Raw genomic sequence first — 19,233 nt, forward strand, 5'->3', positions numbered from 1 at the left:
AGTGTAACCTTGGAACCATGGCTGAATCTGCGTTGCATACCCCGGGCAAGAACTACACCTTCGGAACGGTGCTCACCGCCATGGTGACCCCTTTCAAGGACAACGGGGAGGTCGACTTCGATGCGGCCGCCAAGCTGGCCGTCAAGCTGGTCGACGAGGGCTGCGACGGCCTGGTCGTCACCGGCACCACCGGGGAAACCTCGACGCTGCGCGACGAGGAAAACATCGCCATGTTCGCCACGGTCGTCAAGGCCGTGGGGCACCGCGCCAAGGTCCTGGCCGGTTCCACCACCAACGACACCGCGCACTCCATCACGCTCTCGCTGGCGGCCAAGGAGGCCGGGGTCCACGGCATCCTGGTGACAGCCCCGTACTACAACAAGCCTTCGCAGGCCGGCGTCATTGCCCACGTCGAGGCCATCGTCGCGGCGACGCAGCTGCCGGTGATGCTCTATGACATCCCGGGACGCGCCGGCATTGCCATGGCCCCCGAAACCATCATCGAGCTGGCGAAGAACCCGCTGGTCGTGGCGCTGAAGGACGCGAAGGCGGACTACCAGTCCACCACCACCGTGCTGGCCAACACCGACCTCGACGTCTACTCGGGCGACGACGGACTGACCTTGCCGCTGATGGCCGCGGGCGCCGTCGGCGTCGTCTCGGTCACCGCCCACGTTGCAGCCGCCAAGTACCGCATCCTGGTCGATGCGATGCTCGCCGGGGACCTGGCGACCGCCCGTGCCGCGCACTTCGAGCTGGATCCGATCCAGCGCGCCGTGATGGGCCACGTCCAGGGCGCCGTTGCGGCAAAACACATTCTTAACTGGCAGGGAGTCCTGCCGAACACCGTGGTCCGGCTGCCGCTTGTGGCACCGTCGGAAACGGAACTCGAAACCATCCGCACCGATTTGCGCGAGGGCGGATGGGAGATCTAGAAAGGTAATTCATTCATGACCGATTCCTCCACCGTGGCCACCGATACGGTGCTCCACAACCTTCCGCCCAAGCTCAAGCCGGGCACCTTGCGCATCGTGCCGCTCGGTGGCCTGGGCGAGATCGGGCGGAACATGGCCGTCTTCGAAATCGACGGTAAGCTGCTGATCGTCGACTGCGGTCTGCTCTTCCCCGAGGAGCACCAGCCGGGCGTGGACGTCATCCTGCCCGATTTCAGCTACATCAAGGACCGCCTCGACGACGTCGTGGGCGTCGTGCTCACCCACGGCCACGAGGACCACATCGGTGCCGTGCCGTACCTGCTGCGCCTGCGCAACGACATCCCGCTGATCGGCTCGCGGCTGACCCTCGCATTGATCTCGGCCAAGCTGGAGGAACACCGCATCAAGCCGGTGCTGCGCCAGGTTGCCGAGGGCGACGTGGAGACCTTCGGCCCGTTCGAGACCGAGTTCGTTGCCGTCAACCACTCGATCCCGGACGCCCTGGCCGTGTTCATCCGCACCGATGGCGGCTCCGTGCTGCACACCGGCGACTTCAAGATGGACCAGCTGCCGCTCGATGGCCGCATCACCGACCTGCGCCACTTTGCCCGCCTGGCCGACGAGGGCGTGGATTTGTTCATGACCGACTCCACCAACGCGGACGTCCCCGGCTTCACCACCGCGGAAAAGGAAATCGGCCCGGTGCTCGAGTCACTCTTCGGCCGGGCGCGCAAGCGCATCATCGTCGCCTCGTTCTCCTCGCACATGCACCGCGTGCAGCAGGTCATCGACGCCGCCGCCGTCCACGGACGCAAGGTCGCCTTCATTGGCCGCTCCATGGTGCGCAACATGACCATCGCCGAGAAGCTTGGCTACCTGCACATCCCCGCCGGGATCCTGGTGGACATGAAGAACGTGGACAAGCTGCCCGACAACAAGGTCGTGCTGATGTCCACCGGTTCGCAGGGCGAGCCGATGGCCGCGCTCTCGCGCATGGCCACCGGCGACCACCGGATCCAGGTCGGCCCGGGCGACACCGTCATCCTGGCCTCCTCGCTGATCCCGGGCAACGAGAACTCGGTGTTCCGGGTGATCAACGGACTGATGCGCCTGGGCGCGGACGTGATCCACAAGGGCATGGCCAAGATCCACGTCTCCGGCCACGCCTCGGCCGGCGAGCTGCTCTACTGCTACAACATCGTCCAGCCGCTGAACGTGATGCCGGTGCACGGCGAGACCCGGCACCTGATCGCCAACGCCCGCCTGGCCGCCCAGTCGGGCGTGCCGGCGGAGAACGTGCTGCTCACCGAGGACGGCTCGGTCGTGGACCTCAAGGACGGCGTGGCCAAGCTCGTGGGCCAGGTCGACTGCGGGTTCGTCTACGTTGACGGTTCCAAGGTCGGCACCATCACCGACGAGGACCTCAAGGACCGCGTCACCCTCGCCGAGGAGGGCTTCATCTCGATCATCTCGGTGATCAACCGCCAGACCGGCAAGCTGATCTCCGGACCCGAGATCCACGCCCGCGGCGTGGCCGAGGACGACAATGTGTTTGACGAGATCAAGCCCAAGATCGCCGAGGCCCTCGAGGATGCGGTGCGCAACAACCCGACGCACACCACGCAGCAGCTGCAGCAGATCGTCCGCCGCGTCATCGGCTCGTGGGTGTCGCGCAAGCTGCGCCGCAAGCCCATGATCGTCCCGGTCGTGCTCGAGGCCTAAGCACCCAAATGAAGTGTCCCGCATCGTCGTGAAGACGGTGCGGGATTCTTTGTTTGTGGGCTCTGTGGGAGATTTCTCGGGTTGTCCGTCCTTTTCGAGGCCCATTCCCGTCCCGCAGACACCAACGAGGCCGCGCATGGGTGTCCAGAACCGCACCGTTTCGGGTGCGGCAACAAAGCCGTTAATTGGCTGATGGAAAGGGCCCGGACCGAACTGGGAAAGTTGTTTACAGATCATTGCTTCGTTGTCCGAACAAACTGTGACGGGGCCGTGGGCAGGTCCGCGGGTGGCCCTTCGTGGCGAAATAGTGCCGAAAATCGCCACGGTTTAGTAGGGCTCGTGACTAGACTAGCCATTGAATTCAGAACATGTTCTGAGTTAGAGTGGGCGCATGAGCACAAGAGAACTATCCCGCACCACGTTTCAGTCATCGGAGCTGAGCCGCGGGTCCGCCGATGTCTTCGCGGCCGCAGCAGATCATCCTGTCGAGGTCACACGTCGTGACGGTGAGTCCCTGGTGCTTATGTCCGGGAGCGCGGATCGGGCGCGTACCGCACTACTGGAACTCGCCGCCCAGCTCGTTGCTGTATCCACGGACACGGAAGGAACGCTTGTCGGCCGCATGGTCGACCGCTACCCGTGGATGCTCGCCCTGGGCCCCGTCGATCAGGAAGCCTGCGTCCACGATATCTTGACGGCTGCTCGTGCATCATTTGCCACAAACCAGCCCCATCTGGCCATTGCAGAGCTCACCTCCTGGCGTGAAACCGCCACTGCCATCGCTGCCGGCCTTGGCAAGGCTCCGGTGGAGTGGCTTGACGCGGCCGAAAAAGTCGAGCGTCCATAGCGTATGGCGAAAGGCGAGAAGGTCGAGCGCCCGACGAAGAAAAGCGAATTCGACATTTGGTTCGCAACGACTCAGGCTGCACGTGGTTGGAATGACCTGAAAGCGACGACCCGGAATTCCCTGGTAGACACCTGGGACTTCTTGACGCGTACACCGATGGTGAGTACGCCCACGAACTATCGGCTCAAAGGCGAACTGGGCATGGTGAAACGTGATGGGTCCACGCATGAACGATGGCAGCACAAGCCCACGGCGAAGGGCGACGCCCGCATTTGGTTCTACACCGTGGGCCACAACGTCTACATCGAGCAAGTGCACACGAAACATCCCAACGAAACCAAGTGATGATGCCGGAAAGCTGAATGGATCGGTGCTGTTTGGTCTTTGAGCCAGCACCAAGGCTTCGAATCAGTTCCGTATACATTCGCCGCGGCTGCCCCGTTCCACAACGATTCCTTGCACGCCGCCAACGCCTGTGACGCTTCTCCACAGCCCCTGTTCCCCGGTGAACCGTGTAAATTCGGGGTCCCGGGGCCGGCGGGCGATACCCTAGAGCCATGGCCCCACGTACCTCCTCGCAAGGCGAGGGGAAAACGACCACGCGCAAACCGCGTGCGTCGACCTCCCCGTCCAAGACGACCCGAAGCTCCAAGGGCGCACCCGCACCGGTAGAGCACGACTTCCCGCTGCCGGTGCGCATGGTGCGTTCCGCCTGGATGGGCATCGCGCGCGTCACCGGCGGGGCCTTCCGCAAGGTCGGCCGCGACGTGCACCCGCCCTACGAGGTGCGCCGCGACGGGACCGGGCTCTTCCTGGTCATCCTCGCCGTGGTCATCGCCTCGGTGGAGTGGTGGGGACTGCGCGAGGCTCCGGGCTACGGCGCGTTCGTGCACGCGGTGGCCGGGGGCACCTTCGGGTTCATGGCCGCGCTCATGCCGCCGATCCTGCTCATCGGCGCGATCCGGCTCTTCCGCTGGCCGGAGGAGCACCGCGCCAACAACCGCGTGGGCATCGGCCTGGCCCTGCTCTCGCTGGCAGGATCCGGGATCTCCCACGTCGTCGGGGGACTGCCCCCGGTCTCCGCGCCCTTTGACGAGCTCTGGGGGGCCGGCGGAATGCTCGGCGCCCTGGCGACCTTGCCGCTGGCGGGGCTCATTTCCGGCCCCGGGGCCATGGCCGTGATGATCGTGCTCGCGCTGCTGAGCCTGATGATCCTCACCGCCACGCCCTTCAGGCACATCCCCGCGCGCTTCCGCGAGGGCTACGAAAAGCTCATGGGCCAGCACCCGGAGCCCGGGGCCCGCACCGGCACCGTGGAGCTCACGGGGGACGAGCACGACCAGTCCTACCTCTACGACGAGCAGCCGGAAAAGAAGCCGCGCAGGAAGACGCGGTTCTTCGGCAAGGACAAGGACGCCGATGAGAGGTCCGCCGAGGACCTGCTGGGCAACACCGGCGAGGGCGCCTACGACCAGGCCGTCATCACCGACGCCTACGACCACACGATCGCACCAGGAAGCCACCCGGTGGACCTCTACGACGAGGCGGTCGACACCGCCCACGAGGAACCTGCCATCCGCCCGGGCGTGCGCCGCCCGACCAAGGACGAGCGCGACCGCGCCGCCATCATGGACGCCGTGGGACTGGGCCGGGAGCCCGAGGCCGACACCCAGGCGATGAGCGCCATCGACCTGGCCAACTACGACGACGACGCCACCGGCGCGATCCCGCAGATCCCCTCGCGCCCGGCCGCCGCCCCGCTGCCGCCGATCCCGGCGCGCACCGAACAGCTCCAGCTCTCCGGGGACGTGACCTACACGCTGCCGGCCTCCGACTTCCTGCCCGCCGGCCCGCCGTCCAAGGAACGCTCCGAGGCCAACGACGCGGTCGTCGCCGCGCTCACCGACACGCTCACCCAGTTCAAGGTCGACGCGAAGGTCACCGGCTTCTCCCGCGGCCCCACGGTCACCCGCTACGAGATCGAGCTGGCCCCGGGCACCAAGGTCGAGCGCGTCACGGCTTTGAGCAAGAACATCTCCTACGCCGTGGCCTCCTCGGATGTGCGCATCCTGTCCCCGATCCCGGGCAAGTCCGCGATCGGCATCGAGATCCCCAACGCCGACAAGGAAATCGTGGTGCTGGGCGACGTGCTGCGCAGCCACAACGCCCGCAAGACCGACCACCCGATGGTCATGGGCGTGGGCAAGGACGTCGAGGGCGGCTTCGTCGTGGCGAACCTGGCCAAGATGCCGCACCTGTTGGTGGCCGGCGCCACCGGCGCCGGCAAGTCCTCCTTCGTGAACTCGATGATCACCTCGATCCTGATGCGCGCCACCCCCGACGAGGTGCGCATGGTCATGGTCGACCCCAAGCGCGTGGAGCTCACCGCCTACGAGGGCGTCCCGCACCTGATCACCCCGATCATCACCAACCCGAAGAAGGCCGCCGAGGCGCTGCAGTGGGTGGTCAAGGAAATGGACACCCGCTACGACGACCTGGCCAACTTCGGCTTCAAGCACATCGACGACTTCAACAAGGCGGTGCGCAACGGCAAGGCCGTCCCGCCCGAGGGCTCCAAGCGGATCATGAAGCCCTACCCGTACCTCCTGGTCATCGTCGACGAGCTCGCGGACCTGATGATGGTCGCCCCGCGCGACGTCGAGGACTCGATCGTGCGCATCACCCAGCTGGCGCGCGCCGCCGGCATCCACCTGGTGCTGGCCACCCAGCGCCCGTCCGTCGACGTGGTCACCGGCCTGATCAAGGCCAACGTGCCCTCGCGCATGGCCTTTGCCACCTCCTCGGTCACCGACTCCCGCGTGGTGCTCGACCAGCCCGGCGCCGAAAAGCTGCTGGGCCAGGGCGACGCGCTCTTCCTGCCGATGGGCACCTCCAAGCCCATGCGCGTGCAGGGCGCCTGGGTCACCGAGTCCGAGATCCACTCGGTCGTCGAGCACGTCAAGGGCCAGCTGAAGGCCGAGTACCGCAACGACGTCGCCGCCGAGGCGCCCAAGAAGCAGATCGACGACGACATCGGGGACGACCTGGAGTTGCTGCTGCAGGCCACCGAGCTGGTGGTGACCACGCAGTTCGGTTCCACCTCGATGCTGCAGCGCAAGCTGCGCGTGGGCTTCGCCAAGGCCGGCCGGCTCATGGACCTGCTCGAGTCCCGCGGCGTGGTGGGACCCTCCGAGGGTTCCAAGGCCCGCGACGTGCTGGTCAAGCCCGACGACCTGCCCGAGGTGCTCGCCGCGATGCGCGGGGACGAAACCGGTGCCGGCGACGTGGTCCCGACCGCGACCGAGGCGGCGCTGGCCGAGAACGCCAACGCCAACCACTACGGCACCGACCTTGTCGCGGAGGACCTCGACGGCTTCGAACAGGCCGTTGACTACCACGACGGCGCCGACGACGAGGGCTCGGAAGACGCCTGGAACCTCACCGGAAGGTAGCCTTGAGGCGTGACTGAAACCCCAGCGAACCCGCAACCGGCCCACGTGCCGACCCTGAACATCGCCAATGTGCTCACCGTCCTGCGCATCCTCATGGTCCCGTTCTTCGTCTGGGCCCTGGTGGCCGACGAGAAGGACTACGGGCTGATGCGCTGGGTGGCCGTGGCGATCTTCGCCGCGGCCATGTACACCGACAAGCTGGACGGGGACCTGGCCCGCAGCCGCGGGCTGATCACCAACTTCGGCAAGATCGCCGACCCGATCGCCGACAAGCTGCTCACCGGCTCCGCGCTGGTGATGTTCTCGATCCTGGCCGAGCTGTCCTGGTGGATCACCCTGGTGATCCTGGTGCGCGAATGGGGCATCACCCTGCTGCGCTTTGTGGTCATCCGCTACGGCGTCATGGCCGCCTCGCGCGGCGGCAAGCTCAAGACCGTGATGCAGACAGCGGCGATCCTGCTCTACCTGCTGCCGTGGACCCACACGCTGGACTGGCTACACGTGGTGGCGTTCATCGTGATGCTGCTGGCCCTGGCCGTCACCGTCGTCACCGGCCTGGACTACCTGATCAAGGCCTGGCAGTTGCGCGCCGCGGCCACCCCGCGCGGCTAGCCGCCGCCCGCCAACGCCAAAGGACCCGGGCAGATGACACAACCCCAGGACGCAAGCACCTGCGCCGAGCTGGCCGGCCGGGTCATCGCCGCAGCCAAGGCCGCGGGGACCAGCCTTGCCACCGCCGAATCCCTGACCGCCGGAATGATCGCGGCAACACTTGCCGAGGTGCCCGGCGCCTCCGCCGTGCTGCAGGGCGGGGTGGTGAGCTACTCGAGTTCGGTCAAGGCCAGGGTGCTGGGCGTGGATCCGGCGCTGCTGGCCGAGCGGGGATCCGTCGACGGCGAGGTTGCCCGGCAGATGGCCGAGGGTGCCCGGCGCGCCTGCGGGGCGGACCTCGCGGTTTCCGCCACCGGCGTCGCAGGCCCGGACGCCCACGACGGCAAGGACGTGGGCACCGTGTTCCTGGGCTTTGCCTCGGGCTCGGGCAGCGGCTTCACCGAGCACCGCTTTGCCGGCGACCGGGCCGGGATCCGGTTCTCGAGCACCGTGGCGGCACTGGAATTGCTTGCTTCCCACCTGGTGCCCAGCAAGCACACAGCTTGATGGGGCATGGTGGCTATGAATCGTTTTGTGACACCAATGCAGATCGATTTGCGATTGTTGTGGCAAATAACCCGCGGCAATGGCTAAGGTGGGGGCGTGGGAACAAAAAACGACTCCCGGCAGTTATTACCCATGACGGGCACAATACAGTGACCCGCACCGATCGCCCCACAAGGCATCTTAGGACCGGAGAACAAAAGGCAATGCACATGGTCAAGCAACCAGTATCGGTAAACGGTGTGGTCCGTTGGCGTGATGTGGGCCTACAGAGCGAGGTCCGCCGCGACAAAGAGGAGCGCAAGATGGTAGTCCTTCGACATGAAATCGGCGACGTGCTCCGCGATGTACGTCAACGCCAGGGACGCACCCTGCGCGAAGTCTCCCACAGTGCTCGCGTCTCCCTGGGATATCTTTCCGAGGTCGAGCGGGGACAGAAGGAAGCCTCATCCGAGCTTCTCTCCTCGATCTGTGGCGCCCTCGAGGTGCCGCTCTCGCTGATGCTCCGCGAGGTCAGCGACCGCGTTGCCATCGCAGAAGGCATCACCATTCCGGATACGGTTCCCGTGGACCTGACCAGCGAGTTCGCTGGCGAATATCCGGTTGAACTCGGCAAGCGCCTGGCCCCGAGCCACTAGACAACCCACACGGACCCGGTGGTGTACCCGGGCTCCGTTGCAGGGCCCCCGTGCGGGCGTCCGTTCATCGTGAACAGGACTCCGGCACGGGGGTCTTGTTGCTTAAGGCCCCAGCTTCCCGTGGCACAATTGCGAAGGTGCGATTGAGTGATTTCTGGCGTCTGATGGACGACGAGTTCGGTGCGGGCTATTCCCGCACGTTGGCTTCCTCCCTGGTGCTGTCCGCCGTGGGCGGGGTCAGTGCCCAGGAGGCGCTGGCCAAGGGGGTCCCTCCGCGGGACGTGTGGCTGGCGGTCTGCGAGATGCAGGATGTGCCGCCCGAGCGCCGCCTGGGCAGGGACCAGCCGATCAAGAAGCGGTAGAATATTCGAGGAACACGCCCACCGCCTTCGAATATCTGTTCGGAAGAGTGTAGAGTTCTCAGTGAGAGTTCGTCGGGGTGCACGTTGCCGGGTTTTCCACAGCAACGTGCACCCCGAAACCAAAGTGTCGGCCACCCGTCGTACGCTCGTGGATAGACAAAGAGTACCGGCCAAACCCCTCATCGGGTGGCCCTAACAACCGAGGTGAACAATGGCCGTTGGTAAAGATCGCGAGAAGGCCCTCGAAGCTGCACTTGCACAGATCGACAAGCAATACGGCAAGGGTTCGGTCATGCGACTGGGCGACAAGACCGTTGCACCCATTGCCGCCATCCCCACCGGATCGGTGGCACTCGACATCGCGCTGGGCATAGGCGGCCTGCCGCGTGGCCGCGTGGTGGAGATCTACGGTCCGGAATCCTCCGGTAAGACCACCGTTGCCCTGCACGCCGTGGCCAGCGCCCAGCGCATGGGCGGCATCGCCGCCTTCATCGACGCCGAGCACGCGCTGGATCCCGAATACGCCAAGAAGTTGGGCGTCGACACCGATGCGCTTCTGGTTTCACAGCCGGACACCGGCGAGCAGGCCTTGGAAATCATGGACATGCTCGTGGGCTCCGGGTCCGTCGACATCGTCGTGATCGACTCCGTGGCAGCCCTCGTGCCCCGGGCCGAAATCGAAGGCGAGATGGGCGACAGCCACGTCGGCCTGCAGGCCCGCCTGATGAGCCAGGCCCTGCGCAAGATCACCGGCCGCCTGTCCCAGACCCGCACCACGGCGATCTTCATCAACCAGCTGCGCGAAAAGATCGGCGTGATGTTCGGCAGCCCGGAAACCACCACCGGTGGCAAGGCGCTGAAGTTCTACGCCTCGATCCGCATCGACGTGCGCCGCATCGAAACGCTGAAGGAAGGCACGGTGCCGGTCGGCAACCGCACGCGCGCCAAGATCGTGAAGAACAAGATGGCCCCGCCGTTCAAGCAGGCCGAATTCGACATCATCTACGGCCAGGGCATTTCGCGCGAAGGCAGCCTCATCGACATCGGCGTGGACCAGGGCTTCGTCAAGAAGTCAGGTGCATGGTTCACCTATGACGGGGACCAGCTGGGACAGGGCAAGGAGAACGCCCGCAAGTTCCTGCGCGACAACCCTGACCTCGCCAACGAACTCGAACGCCAGATCCTCGAGAAGCTTGGCATCGGCCAGGCCGCCGAGGACAAGGACGGCGAGACCTTGCGCGTGGTCAAGGAGTCCTAGTTCCGTGGGCACCACCAAACACCAGGGCGGTTCGTCCGGCTCCCCGCAGGGAGCCGAACGGCCGCTTTGGTCGTTCCCGGCCGACGGCAATTCGGACTGGGGCGACCTGTCCGAGATCCCCGTCTGGGCGCACAGCGAGGCGGCCTCGACGGCCCCGCCGCCCGAGGAGGCTCCCGGACCGCCGGAGGCGAAGCCCGCCTTCGGGGAACGCGCCGGATACGCCGGACGCGGCTCGGCACGCACTCCCAAGCGCGGCGCCGGCGGCACGGGATCGTGGGGCGGCGGCGGACGCTCGGCCCCCTCCGGTTCCAAGCGCACCTCGACCCGGACTCCCCGGACCCGGGAGAGGACCCCGCGGGAAGCCAAGGAACCCCTTGAGTTGAGCGATGAGCAATATGCCACCAAGGGACGCGCCATCCTGCTTCGGCAGCTCACCGCCTCGGCCAAGAGTCGGGCGCAGCTGAAGACGAAGCTGCTGGAAAAGGAGATCCCCGAGAACATCGCCGAGGAACTGCTGGACCGGTTCGAGGAGATCCAGCTCGTGGACGACGAGGCGTTTGCCGAGGGCTGGGTGCGGTCCCGCGCCCGCAGCCGCGGCCTGGCCCGCGGGGCGATCAAGCGCGAACTGCGGGAAAAGGGCGTGGACGACGAGACCGCCCAGCAGGCCCTGGAACAGATCGACGACGGCGACGAGGAAGAACGCGCCAGGGAATTGGTGCGCACCAAGCTGCGGCCCGATTCAATGGGCGCGGACCGCGACAAGGCGCTGCGCCGCCTGGTCGGGATGCTCGCACGCAAGGGCTACGGCGGTTCGATGGCATTCCGCATCGCGCGTGAGGAGTGGGAAGTCCGCTTCGGAGAGCAGGACTAAAACGCGGACTTCCCCGGTGCTGCTGCCGGACGGCAATTGCCGCCCGATCCGGGTCGCCGGGCGATCGATGGGCGGGATCCGGCCGGATGCCCTCCGTCTCTCGTGCGTCGCGGTGCACCCAAGGTGGATCCCACGGCCTGTAATCCTTGGAAAAATCCATGTCATCTTGTTAGAGTTATTCACGTTCGAGTCTCCGGCAATCGCGCTGGAGTTGCTGACCACCCCACGAATCCTTGGAGGATTTCATGTCGCGTGTCCTATCAACAGAGCAGGCAAAGACCGCCATCCAGCAGATCCAGGCGATCATCAACGGCGGTTTCACCGACCAGATCAGCCAGCTGGACGCCCAGGGACGCCTCCTCTCCGACCCGAACGTATGGGACGGCCCGCTGGCAGCCCAATTCCGGGGAACCACCTGGCCGGAGACCAAGGCCGCGCTGGACAAGGCACGCACCGAACTCGAGCAGCTGCGTGGCCAGCTGAACCAGATCTCGACGAACATCTTCACCGCAGGCGGCGGCAACTAGCCGGATTTTCCTTCGCCCCCGTTGTCACCGGCACTGCCGGACAGACGACGGGGGCGCATTCAATATCTTTTCGGGGCATCGACGGTGCCCGGGTGGTTTTTTCGGGGAACTGGCTGTTCCCGCGGGCTGATGAGGGAGTATTACGTGGCCAATCTGGGGGCCTTTGAGCACGACGTTGAATTTGATTTCGGTACCGCCAATGCGTTGATTGGCGCGTTCCGGGCCGCGGCGTCGAAGATCGAGGGGCAGGCCGGATCGCGGTCCTCCTTGGTCTCAGCGGCACGCACGGAATTCAAGGGCCACTTCTCCCAGCTCTTTGCCGACAACGCCGGCGTGGCCTCATCCGATGCGAGCGAACTGGCGGCGCGGCTGCGCGAAGCGGCCGACGGCGCCAAGCAACTGAAGGAACAGGCGCACAGCGAAAACGAGCGCCGGCGCCTGGCCCGGGAATGGAAACAACGCAAGGACGAACGCGACGCGAATATCTTCCTCAACGCCGTCGACGCGGTCTTCGGCGAAGAGGATCCGCCGGTCGGTCCGCCGTCCGCCCCGGTCTCGGTGCAGGCATCCGAACCGCGGACCGGCGTACGCCAAACCCCGAATCCGGGCAACGGCGGCGGTGGCGGCGGAACCTCGGCAGCCCGACCCAGCGACCTGCGTACATTTGCCACCGGATCGGCGAACCTGAACTCGGACCTGGCCGGGACGCCCGGCTCCCTGCGCGGGCACCTGGCCGACTTCTCGGCCCGCTGCAGCTACGGCCGGCTGAGCGCCGGCCCCGTGGTCCGCGGATTCGAAAAGTGGCTTGAGGCCAACGAACAAGACGTGCTGTGGGCGCGCACCATTGCCGACGCGTTTGCCGCCGCGGGCGGCGAAGGCAACGTCTCGCAGCTGTCGAACGCTGCGCTGCTGGCGGCGCTGGCTTCCCAGGGTGTTGGTGCATCGCGCCAGGACCTGACGATTACCCCGGCGCAGGCCTACGGCGGACCGCCGACGACCGGCTATTCAAACGACCCGGTGAACACCTCGACCGGCAATTTCCTGGAACCCGAGGTCGACCTCGGCTTCGCCGGGGCGGCAGCGAACCTGGCCGCGACCCGGATGTACAACTCCCTGTCCGAGGCCACCGGGGTGTTCGGCCCGGGCTGGGCCTCGATCTTCGAGGTGCGCCTGGAGCTGGACGACGAAGGCGCCTCCCTGGTCCTGCCGGACGGACGAGAGGTGCGCTTTCCGCGGCTGGGCGAGGGCTGGGACCGCGCCGACGGCGAAAACTGGTGGCTGCAGCGCCACTCAATGACAGCCTCGGGCGAACCTGCCCGCGACGGCGCCGGAACCCCGGACGCGGACACGGCCGAGGTCCTGGTTGCCTCGGACAACGCCGGCGCCCGATGGGTGTTCACTGCATCGGGCACCTGGCTGTCCACCGACCGCGGCCCGGGCAGCGGCATCACCGCACTGCACGACGCCCACGGACGGATCACGGGCCTGGAACACGAACGCGGCCGCTGGGTCAGTGCCGAATACTCCGGCGAGCCTGAGGACGGCGGCCGGATCACCCGGCTCGAGGCCTCGGACGGTCGCCGGGTGGACTTCTCCTACGACGCCTCCGGGCAATTGGTCGCTGCCGCCGGTCCGGGCGGAACCCGCACCTATCGGTGGAACGACGTCGGGCTGATCGAAGCCGTCATCGATGCCGCCGGGGTGGCCGAGGCGGTGAACACCTACGACGACCGGCGCCGGGTGCTCACCCAGGTCTCCGCCTTCGGGCGCACCACCCGATTTGCCTACCTGCCCGGCCGGCTGACGGTGGTCTCCGACGAGGACGGCACCCGGTCCAACACCTGGATTGCCGATGCCAAGGGCCGGCTCGTCGGCGTCATCGACGGGCAGGACAACCGCCAGTCGATGGGTTACGACCGGTGGGGCAACCTGGTGTCCGCCACCGAACGCGACGGCAGCCTCAGCGTGCACGCCTACGACGAGCGCGGCCGGCGCATCCGCACCCTGACCCCGACCGGCGCCGAATTCAACTTTGGCTACGATGCGGCGGACCGGCCCCTGACCGTGGTCAGTGGCACCGGCGCCGTGGTGACCTATGAGTATCCGGATGACGCCGCGCGCAATCCGAGCGTGGTCATCGACCCGGAGGGCGGGCGCACCGAGCTGGAATGGAACCACGGGCTGCTGGCGCGCATCACCGATCCCACCGGGGTCGTCATGGAGTTCGCCCACGACCGGTTCGGGGACCTGAAGGCCATTTCCAACGCCTTCGGAAACACCGCCCGGCTGCACCGCGACGAGGCCGGCCGGGTCACCGAGGCCGTCTCCCCGGGCGGGGCCCGCACATCCTACCTCTACGACGGCGCCGGGCGGCTGACGTCGCGCCGCGACGCCGACGGGGCGCTGTGGCGCTTCGAATACGCTCCCGGAGGCGCCCTGGCCGTCATCACCGACCCGCTGGGCGCACGCACGGTGATGGAGCACGGTGCCCACGGCCAGCTGGAACGTACCGTGGACCCGCTGGGCCGCGCGGTGGCGCGCCGCTTCGACGACCTGGGCCAGGTGGCCTCGCTGCAGCTGCCCGACGGCGCCGAATGGCGCTTCGCCCACGACACGCTCTCCCGGTTGACCGGGATCACCGACCCGGAGGGCAACAGCTGGGTACGGGAGTACGGGGTGAACGGGGAGCTGTCCGCGGTCGTGGATCCCACCGGGGTGCGCCAGGAATTCTCCGTGGACCCGGCCGCCGGCGCGTTCGGCGTCGCCGACGAATTCGAGCGCGGCACGCTGCGCTGCGACGAATACGGCCGCCCGGTCGCCTCCGAGCAGGCAGACGGCAGCAGCGAGCTGGCCACCTATGACCTGTGCGGACGCGTGGTCGAGCTCGTCGACGGCGAGGGCGGGCTCACCCGGCTCGAGCGCGACGCCGCCGGCCGGGTGACCGCCCAGGTGTCCCCGACCGGGGCGGTGACCCGCATCGAATACGACGCTGCCGGACGCCCGTGCGCGAACATCGATGCCTCCGGCGCCCGCACCACCCTGGCCTACAACGCCGATTCGCGCATCGTCGCCCGCACCTTCCCCGACGGCCAGTCCGAGCGCATCCGCTACGACGCCATGGGCCGGGTCATCTCCCGCAGCCTGCCGGCGCGCGGCACCGCCCGCTACGACTACGACAAGGCGGGCCGGCTCACCGGGGCCGCCGACGCGGTGTTCGGCATGCGGCGCTTCCGCTACGACGCCGCCGGCCAGCTCACCGAGGCCGTCAACGGCCTCGGCGGGGTGACCCGCTACGAGTACGACGAACGCGGCCGCCTGGTGTCCAGCACCGACCCGCTGGGATCGGTGGTGCGCCGCAGCTACGACCAGGGGGACCGGGTCGTGTCGGAAACCGACCCGCTGGGCCGCACCACAACTGCCGGCTACGACACGGCCGGCCGCCCGCTCTGGCAGCAGGCCCCCGACGGGCAGCGCCTCGCCTGGGGCTACGACGCCGCGGGGCGAGCGGCCACCACTTCCGTGGACGGACAGATTCTGGTGCAGGTCGAGCGCGATGCGCGCGAGCGCGCCGTGCGCATCACCGACGGCAGCCGCCCCGATTCAACGGCCGTGCTGCACGAGCTGCGCTTCAACCGGCGCGGCCAGCTGGTCTCCCGAACCCGCGACGGTGCCGGCGTGGCCTGGGAATACGACGCGGACGGGCGGCGCACCGCGCTGCTGGACCCGCAGGGGACGCGCACCGGATACCGGCACGACGCCGCCGGCCGCCTCGCGGCCGTGGAACACCCGGTGTTCGGCACCATCACCTACGCCCACGACGCGGCCGGGAAGCTGCTGGGCGCCACCGCGGGGGACATCCTGCAGGCCTGGGACTACGAGGCCGGGGCGCTGGTGCGCCACACCGTGACCACCCCGGACGGGGTCCAGACCACTGAGCTGGTGCGCGATGCGGACGGACGCATCGCCGCGATCCGCACCGGCGGGGCCGAGACCCGCTACGCCTACGACGGCGCCTGCCAGCTCGAACGCATGCAGGAGGCCGACGGAACCGTTACCACCTGGCGCTACGACGCGGCCGGCCGGATGGTTGCCGAAACCGCCAACGGGCACACCACCGCCTCCACCTACGACGCGGCCGGCCAGCTGCTGGCCACCGCCACCGGCGCGGGGAGGACCGAGTACACCTATGACGCCTCGGGCAGGCGCACCGCCGGCACGGGACCGGACGGGGCCACCCGCTACGGATGGTCCGGCCTGGGCACCCTGCGCACGGTGGAGCACACCGACCCGCAGGGATCCGGAGCGCTGCACACGCTGTGGGTGGATGCACTGGGCGAACTGGCCGAGGTGGATGGCACCGCGCTCTGGTGGGACACCGCCGAGTACGCCCCGCGCGTGGTTTCCATCGGGGAGCGTTCGGTCACCGCCCTGCCCGGCGGGCTGGCCGCCGTGGACGGCAGCCTGCTGGGAGCCGGATGGCGCGGCGCCCACCCGACCGAGGCAACGAACCCCTGGGCCATGGCCGCCGGCACCGTGCCGGGCCTGCCTGCGGGCCTGGGCATCGGCGCCAACGGCGGGGTGCAGGTGGCGGGCCTGGACTGGCTCGGCGCCCGCGCCTACGATCCCGCGACGCGCGGCTTCCTCTCGGTCGATCCGCTGGATCCGGTGGCAGGTGCCGGATGGGCGTCAAACCCCTACTCGTATGCCGGCAACGACCCGCTGCACGCCATCGACCCGCTGGGCCTGCGCCCGGTGACCGAGGCCGAGCTGGCCGCCTACCGGGAATCGAACAACGGAGCCCTGGCCGCGGCCGGGGACTGGATGAGCGAGAACTGGGAATACGTTGCCGGAGGGGCCATGGTCGTGGCCGGCGGCGTGCTGATGGCCACCGGCGTGGGCGGCCCGGTGGGCATGGCCCTGATCGGTGCCGGTGCCGATGTCATCATCCAGAAGGCCACCACAGGGGACGTGAACTGGGGCCAGACCGCCGTCATGGCGGTGACCGGCGGCCTGGGCGGCGCGGTCATGGCCGGGCGCATGGGCGCGCTCGGGGTAAACGGTGTCAGGGCGGCCGTCGCCGAAGGCGTTGCCGCCGGAGCCACGTCGGGCGGAGCCGGAAATGCCTACACCTATGGCACCGGGCCGGGACCTCACACACCGCTGGGCTACCTCCAGGCCACCGGGACGGGGATTGGCATGGGTGCGGCCACGGGCGGGTTCGGCGCCGGCGCCGGAACCTACGCCGGGCGTGCGCTGCTGCGTTCCGGCCCCGTCGTGAACAACGTCATCCGCCCCCTGACCACGCGGCCCGATGCGGACACCGCGATCATGGGACGGTGGATGGACGGGCGCGTGACGCCGTTCGCCGACGCGACGGGGGCCGGCTACTACAACGGGACCCCGGCACGGATCCGCAATCTCTTCGAAACCAGCGAGGGAAACGTGCTGCACCGGCCGGCCTCCTGGCTGCAGGATCGGGTGGATCTCGACGTCAACCGGCTCTGGATCAGGTCCCAGATGGCCCAGGGGAAGAACCTGACGGACATCGGGGTCGACCTGCACGGAAGCCCGTTCTACCAAATGGAACGGGTGGAAGTGAACGGCTACCGCGGGTACACCTATGCCGAACAGCCCAACAGCGACTTGAGGGTTCCCTAATGACAAACCAGGACCACGACTCCACCGCACCCGGCGATGGCGCCCCCGGGTACCGGGTGCGCCGGGTCGGAAACGCCCCGGCAGACATCTTCAGGGGCAGGGTCTACGACGTGGAGGCCACGCCGGCCGGCGCGGCGATTCCCGCGTTCCGCGTCCGGGACAAGGACCCCGTCGGCCTGCTGAGCGCGACCTCGTGGCCATCGCTGTTGCTGACCAACGAGGAGCGCATGGATGAAGCGGCGGCGCGGGGCGTCGTCTCCGCGGCGGACCGGGCACGCTGGCAGCCCGGAGGCGAACGGCGACGTGGGGCCTGGGTTTCGTCCCGGCCCGGAACAGCGGACCAGCAATGGCCCCTCGAGGGCGCCGAAGCACGACGTGCCCTGATGGATGTCCAATGGGTTGCCTCGTGGTTCCGGGACGTCCTGTCTGCCGAGGCACGGGTGCACGCCTATGGGCTGGTCGGCGCGGGCCAACCCGGCGCGGCGCTGGGGTCTTTGGCCGAAGCGGTGCGCTCCGAGAAGGTTGCGGTGCCGCGGCGGTACGCGTTTGCCTTGGAGCGTTTGGGGAAAGCCCATGGCGTCGAGCCTGCAGCGTTGGAAGCCGTCTACGAGTTTGTGCCGGAAGAAGACACAGCCTGGGCCTGGGCGCATACGCTTAACCTGCCCAAGATCCGCAAGCGGTGGTTGACGGACGAAACCGGGGACCAGCGCCGCCTCATGGAGGTCGAATGCACTCCCGTGGGCCAGCGGTGGCCCGAGTGGACGAAACGGACGGACAAGAGCCGCGAACTCATCGAACCGTTGCTGGGCCGGGAATTCCACGATTTGCTCCATCGCCGGGTCCTGCTCGAATACGACGGCGGGTTGTATCGGTGGCAATCCTTGTTCCACGAGGACATCCTGTAGGACCGTCATGGCATGTGGCCCCTGGAGCGCGACGCCCGGGGGCTGCCGTTCTGATGTTGCCTTCGACAACACTGAAGACCTGATCCACGTGATCCAGGAGGTCTCCGAAATCCTCGCTGGACAATCGCGGCCGGAATGCTTGGAAACCTTCCGCGTGAAAGCCCCGGTGTTGCGGGGGATCTCGACCGATTCGCACATGCAGGGCCGGCCGAGCTTAAGGGCAGATCCGATTACCGACTGAAACAAGCGCAGCTGGCTCCGCCGCCTATCGGCGAGGCGCCGGAAGCATCCTTGAAGGGATCACCGTGGCCGCTGAACCAGAAAGGGAACCAGTCATGGACACCGCTGGCATCATGCACGAGTTCGCCGGATACCTTGAGAAGGAACGACTGCCGGAGGCGGCCCGTGCCTACGACGAATTCGCCCGCGAACTCGAGGCGGGCGTTTCGCGCGACCGCTTGGCGGAAATTTGCCGGGAGGTCCTGGAATCGCTCCGGGCGGGCCCGATGACGATCAGCGACAGGCCCGTCACGAATGCGGACGGGTCCGTCAATGCGGAGGCGACGAACCGTTTCAATGCACTAATTGAAGACCTGCGGAAATTTGCCAGAGGCCATGTCCGCGGCACCCGACGATTTCGCTGGTGGGGCGGTTCCCGCGGCTAGACACGCGGGCATGCAGCAACCCGGCCGGGCTCCTCGGACGTTGCGGTTGCCATCCCCGCGTCCCTGGCGAGGAACGGCGCGTCATTGTCCAAACGCGGGATTGCCCCAATGCCGGACTTGGAGCCTGTTCGGGCCGATGATGCGCGGAACACGTCATCCAGACGACAACCGTCGATGGATTTACCGCCGGCTGCGACAACGACGCATGTATGAAATCCGCGTTCCACGGTCCGAAGCC

At 67.6% G+C, this 19,233-nt stretch carries 15 protein-coding genes; all 15 read left to right on the top strand.

Going from position 1 to position 19,233, the window contains the following annotated elements; genetic code table 11:
* Positions 1–17: 17 nt before the first annotated feature.
* Positions 18–935 (top strand): 4-hydroxy-tetrahydrodipicolinate synthase, encoded by a 918-nt coding sequence (gene dapA, locus KRR55_RS17165; protein WP_217390535.1) that lies wholly within the window; start codon positions 18–20, stop codon positions 933–935.
* A 15-nt stretch (positions 936–950) separates the two neighbouring features.
* Positions 951–2,657, top strand: coding sequence for a ribonuclease J (locus tag KRR55_RS17170; RefSeq protein ID WP_217390536.1), 1,707 nt, complete (start codon positions 951–953; stop codon positions 2,655–2,657).
* Positions 2,658–3,048: 391 nt separating this feature from the next.
* On the top strand, positions 3,049–3,504 hold the full coding sequence (locus KRR55_RS17175; RefSeq protein ID WP_217390537.1) for a prevent-host-death protein: 456 nt from the start codon (positions 3,049–3,051) through the stop codon (positions 3,502–3,504).
* A 3-nt stretch (positions 3,505–3,507) separates the two neighbouring features.
* The gene (locus tag KRR55_RS17180; RefSeq protein ID WP_217390538.1) at positions 3,508–3,849 is read left to right on the top strand and encodes a hypothetical protein; all 342 of its coding nucleotides are present in this window, start codon (positions 3,508–3,510) and stop codon (positions 3,847–3,849) included.
* Between the two features lie 212 nt (positions 3,850–4,061).
* The gene (locus tag KRR55_RS17185; protein ID WP_217390539.1) at positions 4,062–6,956 is read left to right on the top strand and encodes an FtsK/SpoIIIE family DNA translocase; all 2,895 of its coding nucleotides are present in this window, start codon (positions 4,062–4,064) and stop codon (positions 6,954–6,956) included.
* Positions 6,957–6,965: 9 nt separating this feature from the next.
* Positions 6,966–7,568, top strand: a complete 603-nt coding sequence (pgsA, locus tag KRR55_RS17190) for a CDP-diacylglycerol--glycerol-3-phosphate 3-phosphatidyltransferase (RefSeq protein ID WP_217390540.1) — start codon at positions 6,966–6,968, stop codon at positions 7,566–7,568.
* A gap of 33 nt (positions 7,569–7,601) precedes the next feature.
* On the top strand, positions 7,602–8,114 hold the full coding sequence (locus KRR55_RS17195; protein ID WP_217390541.1) for a CinA family protein: 513 nt from the start codon (positions 7,602–7,604) through the stop codon (positions 8,112–8,114).
* Between the two features lie 209 nt (positions 8,115–8,323).
* Positions 8,324–8,749 (top strand): helix-turn-helix domain-containing protein, encoded by a 426-nt coding sequence (locus tag KRR55_RS17200; protein WP_217390542.1) that lies wholly within the window; start codon positions 8,324–8,326, stop codon positions 8,747–8,749.
* Between the two features lie 137 nt (positions 8,750–8,886).
* Complete coding sequence (locus KRR55_RS17205) at positions 8,887–9,111, top strand: DUF3046 domain-containing protein (protein ID WP_217390543.1); 225 nt, start codon at positions 8,887–8,889, stop codon at positions 9,109–9,111.
* Positions 9,112–9,322: 211 nt separating this feature from the next.
* A complete protein-coding gene (gene recA / locus KRR55_RS17210) occupies positions 9,323–10,369 on the top strand; it encodes a recombinase RecA (protein WP_217390544.1) in 1,047 nt (348 codons plus the stop codon).
* Positions 10,370–10,373: 4 nt separating this feature from the next.
* On the top strand, positions 10,374–11,240 hold the full coding sequence (locus tag KRR55_RS20695; protein WP_336245156.1) for a regulatory protein RecX: 867 nt from the start codon (positions 10,374–10,376) through the stop codon (positions 11,238–11,240).
* A 245-nt stretch (positions 11,241–11,485) separates the two neighbouring features.
* Positions 11,486–11,767, top strand: a complete 282-nt coding sequence (locus KRR55_RS17220) for a pyrophosphorylase (RefSeq protein ID WP_217390545.1) — start codon at positions 11,486–11,488, stop codon at positions 11,765–11,767.
* Positions 11,768–11,911: 144 nt separating this feature from the next.
* Positions 11,912–17,425: a DUF6531 domain-containing protein gene (locus KRR55_RS17225; RefSeq protein ID WP_336245157.1), complete on the top strand. Its 5,514-nt coding sequence runs from the start codon at positions 11,912–11,914 to the stop codon at positions 17,423–17,425.
* A complete protein-coding gene (locus KRR55_RS17230) occupies positions 17,425–18,330 on the top strand; it encodes a hypothetical protein (RefSeq protein WP_217390547.1) in 906 nt (301 codons plus the stop codon). Before KRR55_RS17225 ends, KRR55_RS17230 begins: the two co-directional genes overlap by 1 nt.
* Before the next feature lie 335 nt (positions 18,331–18,665).
* A complete protein-coding gene (locus tag KRR55_RS17235) occupies positions 18,666–18,995 on the top strand; it encodes a hypothetical protein (RefSeq protein WP_217390548.1) in 330 nt (109 codons plus the stop codon).
* Positions 18,996–19,233 lie beyond the last annotated feature (238 nt).

Source organism: Paeniglutamicibacter quisquiliarum (assembly GCF_019084045.1).
Taxonomy (GTDB): Bacteria; Actinomycetota; Actinomycetes; order Actinomycetales; family Micrococcaceae; genus Paeniglutamicibacter; species Paeniglutamicibacter quisquiliarum.

Bases quoted from the DNA above. Each gene is read 5' to 3' on its own strand.
- dapA (WP_217390535.1), top strand. From the start codon at position 18: ATGGCTGAATCTGCGTTGCATACCCCGGGCAAGAACTACACCTTCGGA.
- KRR55_RS17170 (WP_217390536.1), top strand. From the start codon at position 951: ATGACCGATTCCTCCACCGTGGCCACCGATACGGTGCTCCACAACCTT.
- KRR55_RS17175 (WP_217390537.1), top strand. From the start codon at position 3,049: ATGAGCACAAGAGAACTATCCCGCACCACGTTTCAGTCATCGGAGCTG.
- KRR55_RS17180 (WP_217390538.1), top strand. From the start codon at position 3,508: ATGGCGAAAGGCGAGAAGGTCGAGCGCCCGACGAAGAAAAGCGAATTC.
- KRR55_RS17185 (WP_217390539.1), top strand. From the start codon at position 4,062: ATGGCCCCACGTACCTCCTCGCAAGGCGAGGGGAAAACGACCACGCGC.
- KRR55_RS17195 (WP_217390541.1), top strand. From the start codon at position 7,602: ATGACACAACCCCAGGACGCAAGCACCTGCGCCGAGCTGGCCGGCCGG.
- KRR55_RS17200 (WP_217390542.1), top strand. From the start codon at position 8,324: ATGGTCAAGCAACCAGTATCGGTAAACGGTGTGGTCCGTTGGCGTGAT.
- recA (WP_217390544.1), top strand. From the start codon at position 9,323: ATGGCCGTTGGTAAAGATCGCGAGAAGGCCCTCGAAGCTGCACTTGCA.
- KRR55_RS17220 (WP_217390545.1), top strand. From the start codon at position 11,486: ATGTCGCGTGTCCTATCAACAGAGCAGGCAAAGACCGCCATCCAGCAG.
- KRR55_RS17230 (WP_217390547.1), top strand. From the start codon at position 17,425: ATGACAAACCAGGACCACGACTCCACCGCACCCGGCGATGGCGCCCCC.
- KRR55_RS17235 (WP_217390548.1), top strand. From the start codon at position 18,666: ATGGACACCGCTGGCATCATGCACGAGTTCGCCGGATACCTTGAGAAG.